This window comes from Hydrocarboniphaga sp. FW305-C-57, from assembly GCF_058783045.1.
The window spans coordinates 56525-72897 of sequence record NZ_JBYSYG010000005.1; the positions used below are offsets into that span (position 1 = coordinate 56525).

Consider the following 16373-nt stretch of genomic DNA (forward strand, 5'->3'; position numbering starts at 1 on the left):
GACCCATGCCGTACACGATGCTGATCATCGAGCCGCGCGGCCAGCGCGCCGAACGCGGCCCCGAGCAGGGACGCGAGGTCTACGAGCAGATGCTGGCCTTCGGCGCCCAGCTCAAGGAACGCGGGCTGCTGATCGATGCGCAGTCGCTCAAGGCCGATTCGGCCGGCGTCCGGCTGCAGGTGCGCGGCGGCAAGCGCACGCTCGTCGACGGCCCGTTCTCCGAGGCCAAGGAAATGATCGGCGGTTTCTTCCTGCTCGCTTGCGAGACGCGCGAACAGGCCCTGGAGATCGCGGCCGCCTGTCCGGCCGCCGAATACGCAACCATCGAGATTCGAGAAACCGGCCCCTGCTTCACCTGAAGCGGCGCAGGCGGCGGACGGTCAGGCCGCCAGTATCGACTCGATGAGCTCGATCACCGCCTCGATGCGATAAGGCTTGGTGATGAAGCCTTGTGCGACTTTCGAGGGCTCGATGTCCGCCGGCAGCGCGGCGCTCGTGAGAATCACCGGAATCGCGGCGAGCGCCGGCTGCGCGCGCATGGCCCGGATCAGTTCGAGTCCATTGACGTGCGGCATCATGAAATCGGTCAGGACGATATCGGGCCGTTCGCGCGCGAGCTGCTGCAGGGCGCGCTCGCCATTGCTCGCCTGGCTCACGCGGTAGCCCGACATCTCCAGCAGCAGCGCGACCGTCGTGAGGGTGCCCGGCTCATCCTCGACGAGCAACACGTGGGGCGGCGCTTTGGCGCTCATTTTCAGCCCTGCTCGCTACGAGCTTGGCGATGAGCCTGACCTGAGAGCAGCCCTTTCATGGGCCCCGGTAGCGCCCGAAGCTGCAGCCCATCGGACGTGATCGAGATTTCGCGGATGGACGGGTCGAAGCCACTCTCGCGGACTTTGACCACCGAGAGGATGCGGCGCAGTTCGGAATCGAGCTCGATGTAGCGCATGAGCATGATGTTCTCAGCGACTGCTGAAACGGCGCCGAATGCAATCGACGTTTCGCCGCCGACGAGCTGAGGACTTTCCGACGTGAAGATCGAGGTCACGCCCATCTCGCGCAAGGCATTGGTCAGCGCGGCGAGAAACGGAGCGAGGCGGTCCGGATAGATCGCCGACTGCTCGATCGCATCGAAGCCATCGACGAACAGGCGTTTGACTCCGCGCCGGCGCACCGCCGCGAGCAGGCGGTAGCCGATGTCGTCGAGCAGGGTGTCGGTCAGCGACTGCCACTGGATCTCGACGATGCCGTCGTCGCAGAGCACGGGCAGCTCCAAGCCGTTGCCACCGGCCTTGCGGCGGATGCGCGCGGGGGTTTCGTAGAAGCTGTACACCAGCCCGGGCTCCTCGGCGGTGGACTGGCTGATGAACTGCAGGCCCAGCGTGGACTTGCCGATGCCGGTCGGACCGATCAACAGGGTGCTCGACCCTCGCGGCAGGCCGCCGCCGATCATCTGGTCGAGTTCGGGAGCTCCGGTGCTCAGGCGCTGCTCGTAATTTCCGTTCTCGGGCGCGAGCGCGGTGACGGTCTCCAGGCGCGGCAACACCTGCACGCCTTCGTTGGAGATCAGCATCATGTGCCGGCCCATGATGAAGCCGCTGCCGCGGAACTTGTGGACCTGGAAATAGCGATAGCTGCGGTAGTCGAGCGTCATGGTGCCGATCTCGAACCAGCCGTCCACCATCGTGAACTCGGGGCTCGTCGCTCCGCGTCGGCTGCTGGTCAGCAGCAGGATGGTGCTGCCGAGCAGGTTGGCGAGGATGGCGAGATCGTTGACGAACTTGCGGAAGTCACGCTCCGAGCCGACGTTCTCCTCGAGCGCGAACAGGCCATCGACGACGATGGTGCGCGCGCCCAGACGGCGGCTCTCGCCGTTGAGCAGACGCAGGATGCCGCGCAGGCCGTCGCTCTGCAGGTCGTCGAAGCCGCTGACGTAGTAGACCGAATCGGGCACCTGGGTGCCGTCGTAGAAGCTCATGCCTTCAAGATGCTGCATGAGCCGCGAATGCGACTCGGCGAGCAGCGTCACGTAGAGCGCTTTTTCGCCATGCCGCGCCCGATGGAAGCAGAGCTGGTTCGAGAAGATGGTTTTGCCAGCCCCCGGCGTGCCCTGGACGATATAGACCGAGCCAGCCACCAGGCCGCCGTGCAAGACACTGTCCAGACCGAAGATACCTGTGGAAATCCGGCCGGACCCGTTCTGGCTCCCGGCTACGCTTCCTGCGCCGCCCTGACTCACAAACTTCTCCCAACACCTCGCACGATGAGCGAAGGCTAACAGATGACGTAGGCGATGACGTGGAGCGTGAGGCCCACGGAGGTCCACAAGCCACGCAGCCGGCGACAAGTCAGCTGCGCATGCCTAAGCTTCCGCGCATTCATTCACTCACCGCGCATCGGAGACCGTCCATGTCCAGCCTGCTGTCGTTGCCCAACACCATCGAACAGCGCGTCGACGCGAGCGCCGAGACGAGCGCTCTGCGCATGGCAGCCGACATCGCGACCGAACTCGACGGCGCTGTTCAGCAGCGCGGCCAGGCGACACTGATCGTCTCCGGCGGCCGCAGTCCGATCGCCTTCTTCCAGGCCTTGTCGGGCGCGACGCTGGACTGGTCGAAAATCACCGTGAGCCTCGCCGACGAGCGCTGGGTTCCAGCCGACCACGCCGACAGCAACGCCAGGCTGGTGCGCGAACATTTGCTGCAAGGGCCAGCCGCGTCCGCGCGCTTCGTCCCGCTCGCCCATGCGGAAAACGCCCCGGAAGCCGCGCTGCCGCGAGTCGAGCGCGAGATCGCCGGCCTGCCCTCGCCGTTCGACGTCGTGGTGCTCGGCATGGGCGACGACGCACACACCGCCTCGCTGTTCCCGAATCTGCCCGAAACCGAGCGCGCACTCGATCCGGACGCAGCCGCCACGCTCGCGATCACGCGTCCGACCACGGCTCCGCACGCCCGCATCACGCTGACGCTCGCGGCGCTCAAGCGTAGCCGGCGCATCGTGCTGCAGATTCAGGGGAGCAGGAAGCGCGAGGTGCTCGAAGCCGCCGTCGGCCAGCCCGCGCTGCGCTGTCCGATCGCCGCGATCCTTGCGCTGCGCGAGGTGCCGGTGCGGCTGTATTACTCCGACTGAGCTTGCGGACCGATTCGCGGAAACCGACCTCAGAGTTCGCCGCTGTCGAGCCGGGCCGCCTCTTCGGCCGCAGCCAGTTTGGCGCGCATCACCTCGAGGCTGTTGTCGAGATGGTTGACCTGCTCCTGCAGGTGTTGGGCCAGGATCTCGAGTCCGGCCGATTGCTGGGCGTAGTGCAGTTCCTGAGCCACCGAATTGCGGACCTCCTGTACTGCCCGAATCCGCGCCGGCTCGGTCATCACCGTGGACAACTGCAGGCTCAGGTGCTCGGCCACCATGAGCCGTGAGTGCAACAGGGCGAACTGGCCATCGAGTTCGGCGAGACGATCCGTCAACGGCTTCAGGTAGGCTCGCAGCCACTGTTCCAGCGATGCCTGCTCCGCGATTTCCATTCCATTCCCCGCCACGCCCGCTGCCTGCAGGCTCAGCGGCCTCGATGGCTCCCCGCAGGCTGTCGTTGTCGATGAGTCTTTTCCGCTGAAACGAGCCTAACAAGAAGGACTTGCGCGCCCTATGGGGAATAGTCCTCAGCAAAGCGGTCGCAAATCTCTCTATCGGACCCGGCTTTTTCCGGCAGGCTTTCCAGCTTCGGGCCTGTCGAACACAGGTCAAGAAACTCGAGGAACTACCCACCCGAACGCGAGTCACACAGACGCAGGGTTCGCAGTCACCTTGCTTGCAGTCGGACCGCTTCTCTCCCGTTCCGGCTGCTCCACGCCCGCGGTGCCGGCCACTCCCTCCGGTTATCGCGGGCTTTTTATTTGCGCTCCCACCAAGGCCACCGCCACGAACAAGGTCGCCTGCGCCAGACACTCGCTATATATTATTTTATATAACGAAGCGTTCGTTACGGACGCGACCGGTCCGAAGCCTTTTCGGATCCAGACCAGGGAGTTGACATGCGGGGGATCGGGAGCGGCGTGTTCGCGCCAGCATTGATCACGGTATTTTCAGCGAGCGCGGCGCAGGCGCAGGCGCAGGATGTCGCGACCGCCGGGCCGAACAGAACCTTCACGCTCGGGACTGTCGAAGTGATCGGTACCGCCGAGCCCGACGCCACCGCGCTGACCACCGATGCGGTGGGCGTCGACGAACTGCTCGCCCTGCACCGCGACGATCTGGCCGAAGCGCTCGACCTCGTTCCGGGGGCCGCCTTGCAGAATCTCGGCCAGCGCCGCGAGCGCCTGATCGCCCTGCGCGGTTTTTCGAGCCGTCAGGTTCCGCTGTTCATCGACGGCGTGCCGGTCTACGTGCCGTACGACGGCAACGTCGACCTCGCCCGCTTCGGCATCGACTACGTCTCCGAGATCGTCGTCAGCAAGGGTCTGGGCTCCTTGCTTTATGGGCCGAACGCGCTCGGCGGCGCGGTCAACGTGATCAGCCGCAAGCCCACCGCCCCACTCGAAATCTTCGCCCGCGCGGGTGCCGAGTTCGACGACGAATTCGGCGGCATCGAACAGCGCGGATCGGTTTCGCTCGGCGGTGTGCGCGGCCAGTGGTACGGCAATTTCACCGTCTCGCATGTGGATTCGGATGGCTATCGCCTGCCGGGCGATTTCGAGGCCGTCGCGGCCGAAGACGGCGGCGCTCGCGAAAACGCCGACAGCCGCGACACCGTCATCAGCGCCAAGATCGGCTTCGTTCCGGACGATCGCAACGAATATGCGCTGAGCTACTACCGCCAGCAGGGCGACAAGAACGATCCGCCGTACGCGGGAACGTATCTGCGCAGCGCCGGATTCTCCGACGGCGTGCAGGTTCGTTACTGGCAATGGCCCAACTGGGACAAGGAAAGCTTCTACTTCGTCGCACGCAATGCGATCGGCGATCGCGGAACGCTGCGCTGGCGCCTGTTCCACGACACCTTCGAGAACTCGCTGGAATCGTACGACGACGCCACCTACACCACGCAGACGCGGCCCTACGCCTTCGCCGGCAGCCGTTATGACGACTACACCTGGGGAGGCAACATCGACTTTGAATGGCGCTGGATCGATTCGCAGACCACGCGCCTGGCCGCGCACTACCGCAAGGACGTGCATCGCGAGCAGCAGACACAGCCGTTCTCGCCCGAGGAGCGCCTCGAAATCCCGACCTACGATCTGGCCATCGAACACGAGTGGAAGATCACGCCGCAGATCACGCTGACGCCAGGCTATTCGTACCTCGTACAGCCGGGCCGCACCGTGCAGATCTACGACGACGCCTCGCAGACCTACAACCCGCAGAGCGTGGACGACGCCAAGGCGCACAACGCGCAGCTCGTCGGCACCTGGCGGCTCGACGAGAGCCAGTCCTTGCTCGCCGGTGTGAGCCGCAAGACGCGCTTCCCGACGCTCAAGGACCGCTTCTCGGGCGGCCTCGGCAGCGCGGTGCCGAACCCCGGGCTCAAACGCGAGAACGCCACGCACTACGAAGTGGGGTATGAACTGCGTCATCCGCGCTGGGGCGGCAAGTTCGCGGTCTTCCAGAGCGAACTCGACGAGGCCATCCAGAGCGTCACACTGCCTTCGTCGGCCTGCTCGAGCCCGCCCTGCTCGCAGCTGCAGAACATCGGCGAACAGCGTCATCGCGGAATCGAACTCTCGGCCACCGCGAAGCCGATCGATACGCTCGCGCTCGTCGCGCAGGTCAACCTGCTCGACATCGACAACCGCGGCGTCAACAGCGGCGTGAAGATCACCGGCACGCCGGATGAGATTTACCGCCTTCGCGCCGACTGGAATTTCCTGCCGCAATGGCATCTGCGTCTCGACGCGCAGCATGAATCCGATCGCTACAGCAACAGCACCGGCACGCGCGTCGCGGACTCGTTCACCGTGGCCAACGCATTCCTGCGGTTCTCACCGCTGGCCAGCGTCGGCATCGATCTCGGCGCTCGCAATCTGACCGACGAGCTCTACGCTTACGACGAAGGCTATTACGAAGCCGGTCGCACTTGGCTCGCGCAGGTCGACTATCGCTACTGAAGAGGGCGCCTCAGAATCCTTCGGCCCGAGTCGATCATCGCCTGCGTTGCGATGCATCGAGCTTCTCGAAGCGGCGGCGCGCAGCCGCCGCTTCGCCGTCGTGCCAGAGCTGCGCATCCGCGCTTCAACGAGCCCTTCACTGGGAGACGGCAGCCACCGGCGTCAGCGTGAAGCGCAGCTTGTCTTCGGTCAGCCCGCTGAACTGCAGCACGAAATCCAGGTTGGCCGGCAGTTCGTAGACGACCACCTTGCGCGGCTTGTCGCAGCCCGGGGAGCCGTTGAAATCGAGCGGAGACACGACCTTGCCCTCGGCGACGATGTCGATCCAGAACGGAACGTCGAGCGCGACGCGATACGGACCGGCCGTCGGCACGCGAAATCGGATCAGCCCGGCCGAGGCACCATCGGCGAGCATTTTCTTGCTCGGACTTGCGGCGAACCGCACCGTGTCCTGCGACAGTAGCGCGAGCTCGTAGAGCCGATCGAGCTGCAGCAGCGGCGCACGTTCGCCGGACGCGCCGGCCGAGACGCTCACGGGCTGGCCGACGAACAGCGCGCGTTCGTGCGAAACGTCCCATTTGAAGCCGTTGCAGGCATCGTTCGCCGACGCCTGCATTACGCACCACACCATCGTCGCACCGATGATCCGCGCCGGAGTCCGCATGAAATTTCCCGTATTGGTGGCGCGGAATCTTACACGTTATATAAATTCAAACATAACGATGAAGAGGCGGCCCGACCGTGACGAGAGAACGCGTTGCGGAATGCGACAGATGCCCTGCCCGGCGCAGAAAACAAAAAAGCCGCGCTTTTCGGCGCGGCTTCGAATCCTGTGATGGTGGAGCGGAGGAGGATCGAACTCCCGACCTTCGCATTGCGAACGCGACGCTCTCCCAGCTGAGCTACCGCCCCACACAAGGGCGCGCAGTATAGCGAGTCATTGCCCAGAAAACAGCCCCTCACCGAAGCGGTGGGACGAAGCGGCGGCCTTCCGGTCGGGCCGTGCATGCGCGCCGGAACGCACGCGGTCAGGCCGGGCCCAGGTGCTTCGGCGCCGCAGCGCTGTGCGCAAAAACGGCGGGCTCAATCATCGTCCGCGAGCGCTTTCCACCATCTGTTCGACCATTTCGCAGCACCCTCTTCACGCGGAAAAAAAACCCTGCTAAATAGGCGCCGCACTGGTCCACAACTCAGCAGCGATGGCCCGAAAGCCCAAACCCAAGCCACAGGCGGAACCCGCCAAGAACTTCGATGAGTTCGCGGAAGAAAGCGAAGGACTCGAAGAAGACGTGAACGTCGAGCCCGTCGAAACCGTCTCGGCAGGCAAGCTGCGCGACTGGCGAGATGTCGAGAAGTTGAAGGAGATGCGCGAGCTGCGCCGCCTCGTCGGCGACGACTTCGATCTCCTCGACGACTTCCGCCCGCGTCGCTGAGGCACGCCACGGACCTGCGCCGTCAGGCGCCGGTTTTGTGCATCCATCGGCATGCCCTGCGCGGGCAATATGCCGATGCCTGAAATGAAAAAGCCGGGCCGCTGTTGCGGCCCGGCTTTTGTTTTTGTCTCGTGATTCTCAGCCCAACAGCTTGGCCAGATCCTGGTCGATCTCCTCGGGCGTGGCCACCGATTCATAGCGCTTGACGACCTTGCCCTGCTGATCGACGAGGAACTTGGTGAAATTCCACTTGACCGCGTCGGTGCCGATCAACTCCGGGAAATTGGCTTTCAGATGCGAGACCAGACGCTGCGCTCCGGGCAGGTTCTCGTCGAAGTGACCCGGCTGCTCCTGGCGCAGGTAGCGATACAGCGGGTGCGCATCCGCCCCGTTGACTTCGATCTTCGAGAACAGCGGAAAGCTCACGCCGTAGTTGAGCGAGCAGAATTCCTCGATCTCGGCTTCGCTGCCCGGTTCCTGGTGGCCGAACTGGTCGCACGGAAAACCGAGGATCTCCAGGCCCTTGGCCTTGTACTTCTTGTACAGCGCCTCCAGGCCCGTGTACTGCGGCGTGAAACCACACTTGCTCGCCACATTGACGATCAGCAGCAACTTGCCCTTGAAAGCGCTCAGCGACTGATCCTGTCCCTTGATGGTTTTGGCGCTGTAATCGTAGACATTCATGTTGATTCTCCGTCGGCCTTGTCTTTGTTGAATCGCAGGTCTTGGATTCTAGCCTTCCCGGGTCAGCAGCATGGCGTCGCCGTAGCTGAAGAATCGGTAGCGCTGCTGCACCGCGTGCCGATAGGCGGCCATGATGCGTTCGTAGCCCGCGAAGGCGCTCACGAGCATGAGCAGCGTGCTTTCGGGCAGGTGGAAATTGGTCAGCAGGCGATCGACGACCTTGAAGCGGTAGCCCGGCGTAATGAACAGCCGTGTCTCGCCCGCACCGGACTGCAGCGTACCCGTCGCCGCGGCCGATTCGAGCGCACGCGTCACCGTGGTTCCGACGGCGACCACGCGACCACCCTGCGCCTTCGTCTCGGCGATCGCCTCGCAGAGTTCCGGCGAAATGTCGTAGCGCTCCGCATGCATGCGATGCTCGGAGACGTCGTCGACCCGCAGCGGCTGGAACGTGCCCGCGCCGACGTGCAACGTCAGTGTCGCTGTGCGCACGCCGCGCACATTCAAGTCCGCGAGCAGGCTGTCGTCGAAATGCAGCCCGGCCGTCGGCGCGGCAACGGCACCGGGCTTTGCCGCGAACACGGTCTGGTAGCGCTCGGCGTCGAAACCGCCCGGCGCATGTTCGATGTACGGCGGCAGCGGCAAGCGTCCGACGCGTTCCATCAGGGCCTCGAAGCTGCCGGCCGACCGCAGCTGCAGGCGGAACATGTCGTCCTGCCGATCGATCATCACGAGCACCGCAGGCTCTTCGCCTTCCGCCAGGTCGATCAGAATCTCACCGCCCGGCTTGGGCGTTTTCGACGCGCCCACCTGCGCCAGCGCCTCGCGCTCGCCGAGCAGCCGCTCGACCAGAATCTCCACCCGACCACCCGTCGGCTTGCGTCCGAACAGGCGGGCCGGAATGACGCGCGTGTCGTTGAAGATCAGCAGATCGCCCGGCTCGATCAGCGAGGCGAAATCACGCATCTGCCGATCGGCCACTGCACCGTCGGGAGCAAGTTCCAGCAGGCGGCTGGCACTGCGCCTCTCGGCCGGAAACTGGGCGATCAGTTCGGCAGGAAGTTCGTAGTTGAAATCGGAGCGGCGCATAAGAAGGCGCGCAGTTTACACAGCGCGCCCCGCCGGCTTCAGCCCGGATATCGCTCGATGGGCGGCGCCAGAGCGTCTGCACCGAAGCGGGCAAACCGGCTGTGACAGTCCTGAACGCGGCTCCGATCAATGACACGGAGCCTGCATTCAGTCCCGGACGCTGTCATTCGGCAGGCCGCGAAACGAAAACCGCGTCCGCTCAGACGAAGCCGCCGAACACCAGCACTGCCACGATGATGACCGCCGCGAGCACGCCGCCGGACGGACCGTAGCCCCAACTGCGGCTGTGCGGAAACACCGGCAGCACACCGAGCAGTGCGAGCAGCAGGATGATCAGCAGAATGGTTCCGAGTGTCATGGCAGGCCTCCTTGGTGGGTACTCCAGCGTGCACCGACGAGGCTGAACAATGGGCGCGTCTCGTGTGGACTTCGGCGATCGCCATCCCCGAGGCTATTTACCTTTCAGTAAGTTTCTATATACTGCACCGCAACATGACTCGTTGAGCTCCGCTCCGAGACATCACCGGTCTCCTCCAGAAGGGCCACGCGCCCTTCTCGCACCTTGGCCCCCTTCTTGGGGGCTTCTTTTTGCCCCTTTCGTTACATGAGCGCCCCACTCGCCTCCCGGCACGGCTGCCCGTGTTAGAGCACGATCCCGACTGGCCTGCGACGGCGTCCAACCGTTGATCCCGCGCAGATAGCCGCTAGTCGAATTCCCGCGGGCGGTCCGTCGTTACGGCTTGGCGCCTACATTCGCTATGGGCATGCTGTCGTATCGCGAATGGGAATCATCGCTGAGCTTGTGGCAACCGTAACGGCCTCACCGTGAAACGGCCGCGGCACTTCGGATTGCTCCTTGAAGCACGTGCCGTTTTGCCGCCTTGCACCATGGAAGTACAAGGCCGCGTTGTCTCAGGGAACAGACGATGAAGCCGCTGCAGATCCTATTGGTCGACGATAATCAGGCGTTTTTGGCCCTCTCGTTGCGCCTACTCTCATCCCTGGACGACGTCGAGGTGATCGGCTGGGGATACGACGGATTCAACGGCGTCCGCCTGGCCGAAGAGCTCTGCCCAGACCTCGTCATCATGGATCTCGACATGCCTGGAATGGGAGGGCTGCAGGCCACCCGCCTGATCAAGGCTCAGCATCAGCCCCCCATGATCGTCATCGCCAGCTACCACGACGACGTCGAGCGCCGCGAACACGCAGCCGCCGCGGGCGCCGACAGCTTCGTCAGCAAAGACGAGTTCGAAAGACAGATCGCAGCCTTCATCAAGAAAGCGCAACGGCAGGCTGGCTGAAACAGAGCAAAGGCGATCCGCCGGTCCTCCCCTACGGCAGGGAACGTCGAACTGGATGCGCAAAAAAAGCCCGCCAAGCTGGGGAACATGGCGGGCCGAGTTCTCTGTTGAGAATGCCCGCAATGACGAGCGGGCAGGCACATGATCAGGGAGGGTCGCTGTCGCGAGGCTGAGGCCGAGCTTTCAGAATTGTTCGTTCCAACCGCCAATTTCCGCCTGACGGGCGGAACGGGAGAATCAGCGGCCCTCAGCAGCAAAAATCGCTTTGTGCATGAAGGAAGTCCGCCGTCGGCGCGCGTGAATTCGAGCCAACAGTTTCTCGATGCGAATAGGCCTCGTCACACGATCGTCAGCGCCAATCTCTAGGCTTTCGACGCGAGCCTCCCGCGCTTCGACGTTTGAAGATCAACGATCGCAAAATCCGGGAAGCGGAGAGCGCGCCGCGTCGAGCCCAGCTGCGCGTCGACATGGACCACTCGACGCTCTTCAACGCGTATCGACTGCGAGCTTGCCCGAGATGACGCTAAAGGACCAGAAACGAAAAAGCCCCGTCGAAACGGGGCCTTATCTAGCTTCCATGAACGCCAGTGAACGTTCGTGAAAGCTTCAGCTGGTGCCTAGGGAGAGACTCGAACTCTCACGAGGGGCTACCTCGGCGGATTTTGAGTCCGCTGCGTCTACCGATTCCGCCACCCAGGCAAGGGGCGCGATAATACTCGCGGGGCACAGGCGCAGCAATGCATGCGGCCACTGGTGATCAGATGCGAAAGTCGTAGCGCAGGCCATAGTGCCAGGCCATCGTGCGGGCGTCGCGGTCCTGATAGAACACGGTGCCGCCGGCGGTCAGGCGCAGATTGGGCAGCGACTTCGAGATCACGCGAATCGGAAACAGCAACTCGGCGCCGTAGCTGACGCCGCTGAAGCTCTTCTCCGCTCCGTTCTCGGCTTCGGCCGAGGACCACGAGTAGCCGAAGCGAGCCGAGATCTCGAGCACGTCGAGCACGGTTCCGGTCGGCACGATGTAGGCGCCGTAGAACTTCTTCATCTCGAATTCGTCGACCGCCTTGGCCTTGTCCGGCGCAAATCCGACGACGCCTTCGATGGCGATGCCGGGAATCAAGCGCCAGCCGAGACGACCACGGTAGAAACCGCCGTCGAGTTCGTCGGTGCCGAAGCGCTCTTCGATGCCGTCATCCGACAAATCGATCTTGGCCTCTACGCGATCGATGCCGACGTAGAGGTTCGGGGGCTCTTCTTCGTCGATCGACTCCGAGGCCGGCTCGTCGCCCCCCGATCCTGCGGAGTCGTAGCTGTCGGCCGAGCTGCCCGCGTCGATCGTCTCGGTCGAGTCGGCGCTGGCTTCGCCGGACGAATCGGAAGCTTCCGAGCCCGTCGCCTCCATCGACGCATCGGGGCTGGAGGCCGAGTCGACACTGTCGGTCGCTGGCGCGGCCTCTTCGGCCGGCGCCTCGGTCGAGGGGGCCTCCTCGGCAGGCGTGACTTGAGCGTCTTGCGCCAGTGACGCCAGCGGTGTCGCGAGCAAGGCCAGCAAAGTCAGACCGGCAACGGTTTTCGGCATGTTCTCCTCCCTGTGTGGACTCTGGTGTCCTTGTGCTCCGCTCGAGGCGGATCGGGCGATTCTAATGTCAGCCCGGCGCGCACCGCACCATACGCGTGCAAGCCCGAAAGTGTGCTCGGCGGGCTCCGATGCGGTGCCTCATGCACAATAGACTGCCATGGCACCTCATCCCAGACGCTCAGCCCCATGATGACCGCTCATTTCTGCAACCTCTGCGGCCACAAGGTGGATTTTCGCGTGCCCGAAGGCGATCACCTGCCTCGGCATGTCTGCCCCAACTGCGACCACGTGCAGTACTTCAATCCGCGCGTGATCGTCGGCGTGATTCCCGAATGGGAGGACGGACGCATCCTGCTATGCCGGCGCAACATCGAGCCGCGACTCGGCCTGTGGACGTTTCCGTCCGGCTTCATGGAGCTCGGCGAAACCACCGCCGAAGGCGCCGGACGCGAGGCGCGCGAGGAGTCCGAAGCCGACGTCGATGTCGGTCCGCTCGTCGCCGTCATCAGCGTGCCTTACGTGTCGCAGGTCTTCATGATCCATCGCGGGCGCATGCGCAGCGCCCATCACGCGCCGACGCCCGAGAGTAGCGAAACCCATCTGTTCGCCGAGCATGAGATTCCATGGGACGAGCTCGCGTTTCCGAACATTCATCACGGCCTCAAGTTCTTCTTCGCCGACCGCGCCAAGGGGCACTTCGAAATTCACGCGCTCGATCTGGTGCACAAGCCGCGCAATCCGAAGGATCGCGAAGTGAGCACCGGCGACGATTTGTCTCCCTGACAAGGTGCGGACGCCGGGAGGCCATTGAGTGATCGCCAAAGCAGCGGCACATTCTTGCGAATGACCCAGCAGCTCATCCGGCTCCAGCATTTCTTCGCGCTGCCGCGCGCCCGCGTGTTCGCCTACTTCGCGAAGCACGACAATTTCGGCCGGCTCTGGTGGCCGGCGCAATGCCGCTGGATCAAAGCCGCTCCGGACGGCGACGCCGACGGCGTCGGCTCGGTTCGCGAAATCAAGGTCGGGCTCGTTCGCTTCGAGGAAACCATCACCGAGATCACGCCCGACAGCGCGATCGAATATCGGGTCACGCGCGGCGGACCGTTCAAGAACCATGTCGGTCGCATGCGCTTTTCCGAGGTGCCGGGCGGCACCCAGCTCGACTACGACATCGCCTTCGATTGTCACTGGCCGCTGTTCGGCAACTTCGTTTCGGGCGTCATGCACACCGCCTGGTTGCGCGGGGTGAACCGGGCGGTCGATCGGCTCATGAGCGGTCACGGCTGAACGCGATGCGCGTCTTCAGCCACACCTGTTCGAACACCGAGATCGTCTGCGCGCTCGGAGCCGGCGCTTGCCTGGTCGGCGTCGATGCCGATTCCGACCATCCGCCCGATGTCGTCGCCGCGCTGCCCAAGCCGGGGCGCGATCTCGATCTCGATACGAATATCGTCGCGGACCTGGCGCCCGATCTCGTGCTGACCTCGCTCACGGTGCCCGGGCACGAGCGCATCGTCTCCGAGTTGCAGGCGCTCGGATTGCGCACGATCACGATCGATCCGCTGAGCCTCGAAGACGTTTACGCGAGCATCGCCACGATCGCCTCGGCGCTCGGCATCGAGGCGCGCGGGGCCGATCTGATCGCGCGGATGCGCGAGCAGATGCCGCGCGTCGAAGCGGGTACGCGGCGTCCGCGCATTGCGGTCGAATGGTGGCCCAAGCCGGTCATCGTGCCCGCCCGGCAATCCTGGGTGACCGACATCATCGAACTCGCCGGAGGCTGCAATCCCTGGGCCGATCTCGAAGCCAAGAGCGTCACTGTCGATCACGCCGAAGAAGCGCGTCAGGCCGACGCGGTGGTGATGTCCTGGTGCGGCGTGCAGCTCGAAAAATATCGCGCCGACGTGGTGCTGCGTCGTGAAGAGGCGCGTCACTGGCCGGCTTTGGTGCATGGCCGCGTGCATGCGATCAGCGAGGCCTTCCTGGGCCGTCCGGGTCCGCGACTCGTGCAGGGCTACGCCGAATTGCGCAAGATCATTTCCGCATTCCGAGCGTAAGAAATTCGCGCTTTCCGCGGCTTTTTGCACAAGCCTGAACAACCCGCCAAATCCCTGAGTCCACACGCTTATCGAGGGTCTCGATGGGCCTGCCGATGGCACGAATGCTGCGGTAGGGAACCCGTTGCAACAGGACTTATAACGAAGTGGTTCGCCAGCAACTGGCGACCTCAGGGATCCACCTATGTTCTCAGGCAGATACCGCTCATGCGCGTGATGCTCGTCGACGATGATCCAGCGCGTCGCGCCGCTATCGAAGCGTCGCTGCGCTCGCTCGAACACGAAGTCGTCGGCGCCATTACCTCGGCCGCCGATTTGTCGGTGGCCGTGCGCCGTCACCAGCCCGACGTCATCCTGATCGACGTCGATTCACCGAGCCGCGACACGCTCGAATCGCTCGGACAGGTCACACGGGATCGCCCGCGGCCTATCGTGCTGTTCGCGCATACCGGTGCGCCCGACACCATCAAGAAGGCACTGCAGGCCGGCGTCACGTCGTATGTGGTCGATGGGCTCAACGCCTCACGGCTCAAGCCCATTCTCGACGTGGCCATCGCCCGTTTCGAAGAGTTTCAAGCACTGCGCAACGAGCTCGAAGAAACCAAGAGCAAGCTGGCCGACCGGCGTGATATCGAAAAAGCCAAGGGTCTGCTCATGAAGCGCCGCAATCTGGACGAAAACAGCGCCTATGAACTATTGCGGCGCATGGCGATGGACCGCAATCTCAAGCTTGGCGAAGCCGCACGCGCCCTGATCGCGGCAGCCGAGCTCCTCTAGTGAAACACGCCATGCCACTCGAAAAAACAGAACTGAAGATCGGGCTGGTGCCGCTGGTCGACGCAGCACCGCTGATCATCGCACGTGAAAAAGGCTTCTTCGACGCCCATGGGCTCCGGGTCGAGCTGTCGGTCGAGGCCTCGTGGGCCAACATCCGCGACAAGGTCGCCGCCGGCCTGCTCGACGCGGCGCACATGCTCGCACCGATGCCCATCGCCGCGACCGCCGGCATCGATGGCGTGCGCGTGCCGATGCTCACCGCGCTCTCGCTCAATCTCAACGGCAACGCGATCACCATTTCCGAATCGCTGTTCTGGCAGATGCAGCTCGACACGATCACGCCTCGCGAAGTCGGCAACCGACTCAAGAGCGTGCTCGAAACCGACCGCGCGGCTGGCGCCTCGCCGCGCGTATTCGCGCACGTGTTTCCGTTCTCCACCCACAACTACGAGTTGCGCTACTGGCTGGCCGGTTGCGGCATCGACCCCGATCGCGATCTGAACCTGTCGGTGGTGCCGCCTCCGCAAATGGTCAAGTCGCTGCGCGAAGGCAGCATCGACGGCTTCTGCGTCGGCGCTCCGTGGAGCGAGGTCGCGCAGGCCGACGGCATCGGCCGCGTCGTCGTGCGCAAGTATCAGATCTGGAACAACAGCCCTGAAAAGGTGCTCGGCGTGACCCATAGTTGGGCCCACCAGAATCCGAACACGCATCTGGCGCTGATCGCAGCGCTGATCGAAACCGCGCGCTGGCTCGATCGCACCGAGAATCGGGCCGAGGCGGCCCGCATCGTCGTCGAAAGCCATGCACTCGAGGCCCCGCCCGAAGTCGTGCACGAAGCGCTGCAGGCACGATCGAGTGGACATCCGCTCGGGCGCGGACTGGTATTCCATGAAGGCGCCGCGAACTTTCCGTGGACTTCGCACGCGCTCTGGTTCATCCAGCAGATGATCCGCTGGCAACAGGCCCCGAGCGACATCGATGCGGCCGCCGTCGCATCGGCCAGCTATCGACCGGATCTGTATCGCGCCGCAGCCGCACTGGTCGGCGAGCCCTGCCCGGCCCAGGATTTCAAGAGCGAAGGCGATCACGCACGCAGCTGGAAGCTCGGCAACGCGGACGGCGGCATCACGATGGGCCCGGATCGCTTTTTCGACGGTCAGCATTTCGAGGGTCGCTGAAACATGAATCGCCGATCGGTTTGATCGGCGATTCATGTCGAAAGGCCCGCGCTACTTCGCATCGCAGCAACCGCAATCATGCCGGCACGAGCCGGCTTTTTTTATTGCCCGAGCTTGCTGCGGACAACAAAAAGCCGCCGGTCTTATTCAGACCGGCGGAATCTCAGGATCGGC

Annotated in this window: 18 protein-coding genes and 2 tRNA genes; 10 read left to right on the top strand and 10 right to left on the bottom strand. The window is 64.0% G+C overall.

All coding sequences use genetic code 11. From position 1 onward, the window contains the following. The first annotated feature begins 5 nt into the window (after nucleotides 1-5). On the top strand, nucleotides 6-359 hold the full coding sequence (locus AC3WUM_RS11710) for a YciI family protein (RefSeq protein WP_492410497.1): 354 nt from the start codon (nucleotides 6-8) through the stop codon (nucleotides 357-359). Between the two features lie 21 nt (nucleotides 360-380). Here the strand turns inward: AC3WUM_RS11710 and AC3WUM_RS11715 are convergent, their stop codons facing one another. Further along, nucleotides 381-752, bottom strand: coding sequence for a response regulator (locus AC3WUM_RS11715; protein ID WP_492410498.1), 372 nt, complete (start codon nucleotides 750-752; stop codon nucleotides 381-383). Nucleotides 753-754: 2 nt separating this feature from the next. Then, nucleotides 755-2239 carry a DUF7125 family protein gene (locus tag AC3WUM_RS11720; protein ID WP_492410499.1) on the bottom strand — a complete coding sequence of 495 codons (1485 nt, stop codon included), beginning with the start codon at nucleotides 2237-2239 and terminating at the stop codon, nucleotides 755-757. A gap of 170 nt (nucleotides 2240-2409) precedes the next feature. On the opposite strand from AC3WUM_RS11720, the gene pgl reads away from it, so the two are divergent. Further along, nucleotides 2410-3129 (top strand): 6-phosphogluconolactonase, encoded by a 720-nt coding sequence (gene pgl / locus AC3WUM_RS11725; RefSeq protein WP_492410500.1) that lies wholly within the window; start codon nucleotides 2410-2412, stop codon nucleotides 3127-3129. A gap of 29 nt (nucleotides 3130-3158) precedes the next feature. Here the strand turns inward: pgl and AC3WUM_RS11730 are convergent, their stop codons facing one another. Beyond that, on the bottom strand, nucleotides 3159-3521 hold the full coding sequence (locus tag AC3WUM_RS11730; protein ID WP_492410501.1) for a hypothetical protein: 363 nt from the start codon (nucleotides 3519-3521) through the stop codon (nucleotides 3159-3161). A 507-nt stretch (nucleotides 3522-4028) separates the two neighbouring features. Here AC3WUM_RS11730 and AC3WUM_RS11735 point away from each other — a divergent pair. Continuing rightward, nucleotides 4029-6098 (top strand): TonB-dependent receptor plug domain-containing protein, encoded by a 2070-nt coding sequence (locus tag AC3WUM_RS11735; RefSeq protein ID WP_492410502.1) that lies wholly within the window; start codon nucleotides 4029-4031, stop codon nucleotides 6096-6098. Nucleotides 6099-6234: 136 nt separating this feature from the next. Here AC3WUM_RS11735 and AC3WUM_RS11740 read toward each other — a convergent pair whose 3' ends face one another. Continuing rightward, nucleotides 6235-6762: a hypothetical protein gene (locus tag AC3WUM_RS11740; RefSeq protein WP_492410503.1), complete on the bottom strand. Its 528-nt coding sequence runs from the start codon at nucleotides 6760-6762 to the stop codon at nucleotides 6235-6237. Between the two features lie 172 nt (nucleotides 6763-6934). Beyond that, nucleotides 6935-7010 (bottom strand) — tRNA-Ala (locus tag AC3WUM_RS11745). A 287-nt stretch (nucleotides 7011-7297) separates the two neighbouring features. Between AC3WUM_RS11745 and AC3WUM_RS11750 the strand changes: the two genes are divergently transcribed. Then, nucleotides 7298-7531, top strand: coding sequence for a hypothetical protein (locus tag AC3WUM_RS11750; protein ID WP_492410504.1), 234 nt, complete (start codon nucleotides 7298-7300; stop codon nucleotides 7529-7531). A gap of 138 nt (nucleotides 7532-7669) precedes the next feature. Here AC3WUM_RS11750 and AC3WUM_RS11755 read toward each other — a convergent pair whose 3' ends face one another. The 3 genes from AC3WUM_RS11755 to AC3WUM_RS11765 all read right to left on the bottom strand — a co-directional run bounded on the left by AC3WUM_RS11755 (nucleotide 7670) and on the right by AC3WUM_RS11765 (nucleotide 9662). Continuing rightward, complete coding sequence (locus AC3WUM_RS11755) at nucleotides 7670-8215, bottom strand: glutathione peroxidase (RefSeq protein WP_492410505.1); 546 nt, start codon at nucleotides 8213-8215, stop codon at nucleotides 7670-7672. 48 nt (nucleotides 8216-8263) lie between these two features. After that, entirely contained in the window at nucleotides 8264-9304 is a 1041-nt protein-coding gene (queA, locus tag AC3WUM_RS11760) for a tRNA preQ1(34) S-adenosylmethionine ribosyltransferase-isomerase QueA (protein WP_492410506.1), read from the bottom strand. A gap of 199 nt (nucleotides 9305-9503) precedes the next feature. Beyond that, on the bottom strand, nucleotides 9504-9662 hold the full coding sequence (locus AC3WUM_RS11765) for a DUF3309 family protein (RefSeq protein WP_492410507.1): 159 nt from the start codon (nucleotides 9660-9662) through the stop codon (nucleotides 9504-9506). Nucleotides 9663-10230: 568 nt separating this feature from the next. Between AC3WUM_RS11765 and AC3WUM_RS11770 the strand changes: the two genes are divergently transcribed. Next, a complete protein-coding gene (locus AC3WUM_RS11770; RefSeq protein ID WP_492410508.1) occupies nucleotides 10231-10608 on the top strand; it encodes a response regulator in 378 nt (125 codons plus the stop codon). 611 nt (nucleotides 10609-11219) lie between these two features. Here AC3WUM_RS11770 and AC3WUM_RS11775 read toward each other — a convergent pair. Then, a tRNA-Leu gene (locus AC3WUM_RS11775) sits at nucleotides 11220-11307 on the bottom strand. A gap of 58 nt (nucleotides 11308-11365) precedes the next feature. Then, entirely contained in the window at nucleotides 11366-12187 is an 822-nt protein-coding gene (locus AC3WUM_RS11780) for a hypothetical protein (protein ID WP_492410509.1), read from the bottom strand. A gap of 186 nt (nucleotides 12188-12373) precedes the next feature. Here AC3WUM_RS11780 and AC3WUM_RS11785 point away from each other — a divergent pair, with 186 nt between their 5' ends. The 5 genes from AC3WUM_RS11785 (at nucleotide 12374) to AC3WUM_RS11805 (ending at nucleotide 16199) form a co-directional block, all read left to right on the top strand. Further along, nucleotides 12374-12970, top strand: a complete 597-nt coding sequence (locus AC3WUM_RS11785; protein WP_492410510.1) for an NUDIX hydrolase — start codon at nucleotides 12374-12376, stop codon at nucleotides 12968-12970. Nucleotides 12971-13030: 60 nt separating this feature from the next. After that, nucleotides 13031-13474 (top strand): SRPBCC family protein, encoded by a 444-nt coding sequence (locus AC3WUM_RS11790; RefSeq protein ID WP_492410511.1) that lies wholly within the window; start codon nucleotides 13031-13033, stop codon nucleotides 13472-13474. A 5-nt stretch (nucleotides 13475-13479) separates the two neighbouring features. Beyond that, nucleotides 13480-14244, top strand: coding sequence for an ABC transporter substrate-binding protein (locus tag AC3WUM_RS11795; RefSeq protein WP_492410512.1), 765 nt, complete (start codon nucleotides 13480-13482; stop codon nucleotides 14242-14244). Between the two features lie 207 nt (nucleotides 14245-14451). After that, a complete protein-coding gene (locus AC3WUM_RS11800) occupies nucleotides 14452-15021 on the top strand; it encodes an ANTAR domain-containing response regulator (protein ID WP_492410513.1) in 570 nt (189 codons plus the stop codon). 11 nt (nucleotides 15022-15032) lie between these two features. Further along, nucleotides 15033-16199 carry a CmpA/NrtA family ABC transporter substrate-binding protein gene (locus AC3WUM_RS11805; protein ID WP_492410514.1) on the top strand — a complete coding sequence of 389 codons (1167 nt, stop codon included), beginning with the start codon at nucleotides 15033-15035 and terminating at the stop codon, nucleotides 16197-16199. Nucleotides 16200-16373: the final 174 nt, after the last annotated feature.

What these genes read in the sequence shown, in the direction of transcription:
- AC3WUM_RS11710 (WP_492410497.1), top strand. Translation starts at nt 6, where the DNA reads ATGCCGTACACGATGCTGATCATCGAGCCGCGCGGCCAGCGCGCCGAA.
- AC3WUM_RS11715 (WP_492410498.1), bottom strand. Translation starts at nt 752, where the DNA reads ATGAGCGCCAAAGCGCCGCCCCACGTGTTGCTCGTCGAGGATGAGCCG.
- pgl (WP_492410500.1), top strand. Translation starts at nt 2,410, where the DNA reads ATGTCCAGCCTGCTGTCGTTGCCCAACACCATCGAACAGCGCGTCGAC.
- AC3WUM_RS11730 (WP_492410501.1), bottom strand. Translation starts at nt 3,521, where the DNA reads ATGGAAATCGCGGAGCAGGCATCGCTGGAACAGTGGCTGCGAGCCTAC.
- AC3WUM_RS11735 (WP_492410502.1), top strand. Translation starts at nt 4,029, where the DNA reads ATGCGGGGGATCGGGAGCGGCGTGTTCGCGCCAGCATTGATCACGGTA.
- AC3WUM_RS11740 (WP_492410503.1), bottom strand. Translation starts at nt 6,762, where the DNA reads ATGCGGACTCCGGCGCGGATCATCGGTGCGACGATGGTGTGGTGCGTA.
- AC3WUM_RS11750 (WP_492410504.1), top strand. Translation starts at nt 7,298, where the DNA reads ATGGCCCGAAAGCCCAAACCCAAGCCACAGGCGGAACCCGCCAAGAAC.
- AC3WUM_RS11755 (WP_492410505.1), bottom strand. Translation starts at nt 8,215, where the DNA reads ATGAATGTCTACGATTACAGCGCCAAAACCATCAAGGGACAGGATCAG.
- queA (WP_492410506.1), bottom strand. Translation starts at nt 9,304, where the DNA reads ATGCGCCGCTCCGATTTCAACTACGAACTTCCTGCCGAACTGATCGCC.
- AC3WUM_RS11765 (WP_492410507.1), bottom strand. Translation starts at nt 9,662, where the DNA reads ATGACACTCGGAACCATTCTGCTGATCATCCTGCTGCTCGCACTGCTC.
- AC3WUM_RS11770 (WP_492410508.1), top strand. Translation starts at nt 10,231, where the DNA reads ATGAAGCCGCTGCAGATCCTATTGGTCGACGATAATCAGGCGTTTTTG.
- AC3WUM_RS11780 (WP_492410509.1), bottom strand. Translation starts at nt 12,187, where the DNA reads ATGCCGAAAACCGTTGCCGGTCTGACTTTGCTGGCCTTGCTCGCGACA.
- AC3WUM_RS11785 (WP_492410510.1), top strand. Translation starts at nt 12,374, where the DNA reads ATGATGACCGCTCATTTCTGCAACCTCTGCGGCCACAAGGTGGATTTT.
- AC3WUM_RS11790 (WP_492410511.1), top strand. Translation starts at nt 13,031, where the DNA reads ATGACCCAGCAGCTCATCCGGCTCCAGCATTTCTTCGCGCTGCCGCGC.
- AC3WUM_RS11795 (WP_492410512.1), top strand. Translation starts at nt 13,480, where the DNA reads ATGCGCGTCTTCAGCCACACCTGTTCGAACACCGAGATCGTCTGCGCG.
- AC3WUM_RS11800 (WP_492410513.1), top strand. Translation starts at nt 14,452, where the DNA reads ATGCGCGTGATGCTCGTCGACGATGATCCAGCGCGTCGCGCCGCTATC.
- AC3WUM_RS11805 (WP_492410514.1), top strand. Translation starts at nt 15,033, where the DNA reads ATGCCACTCGAAAAAACAGAACTGAAGATCGGGCTGGTGCCGCTGGTC.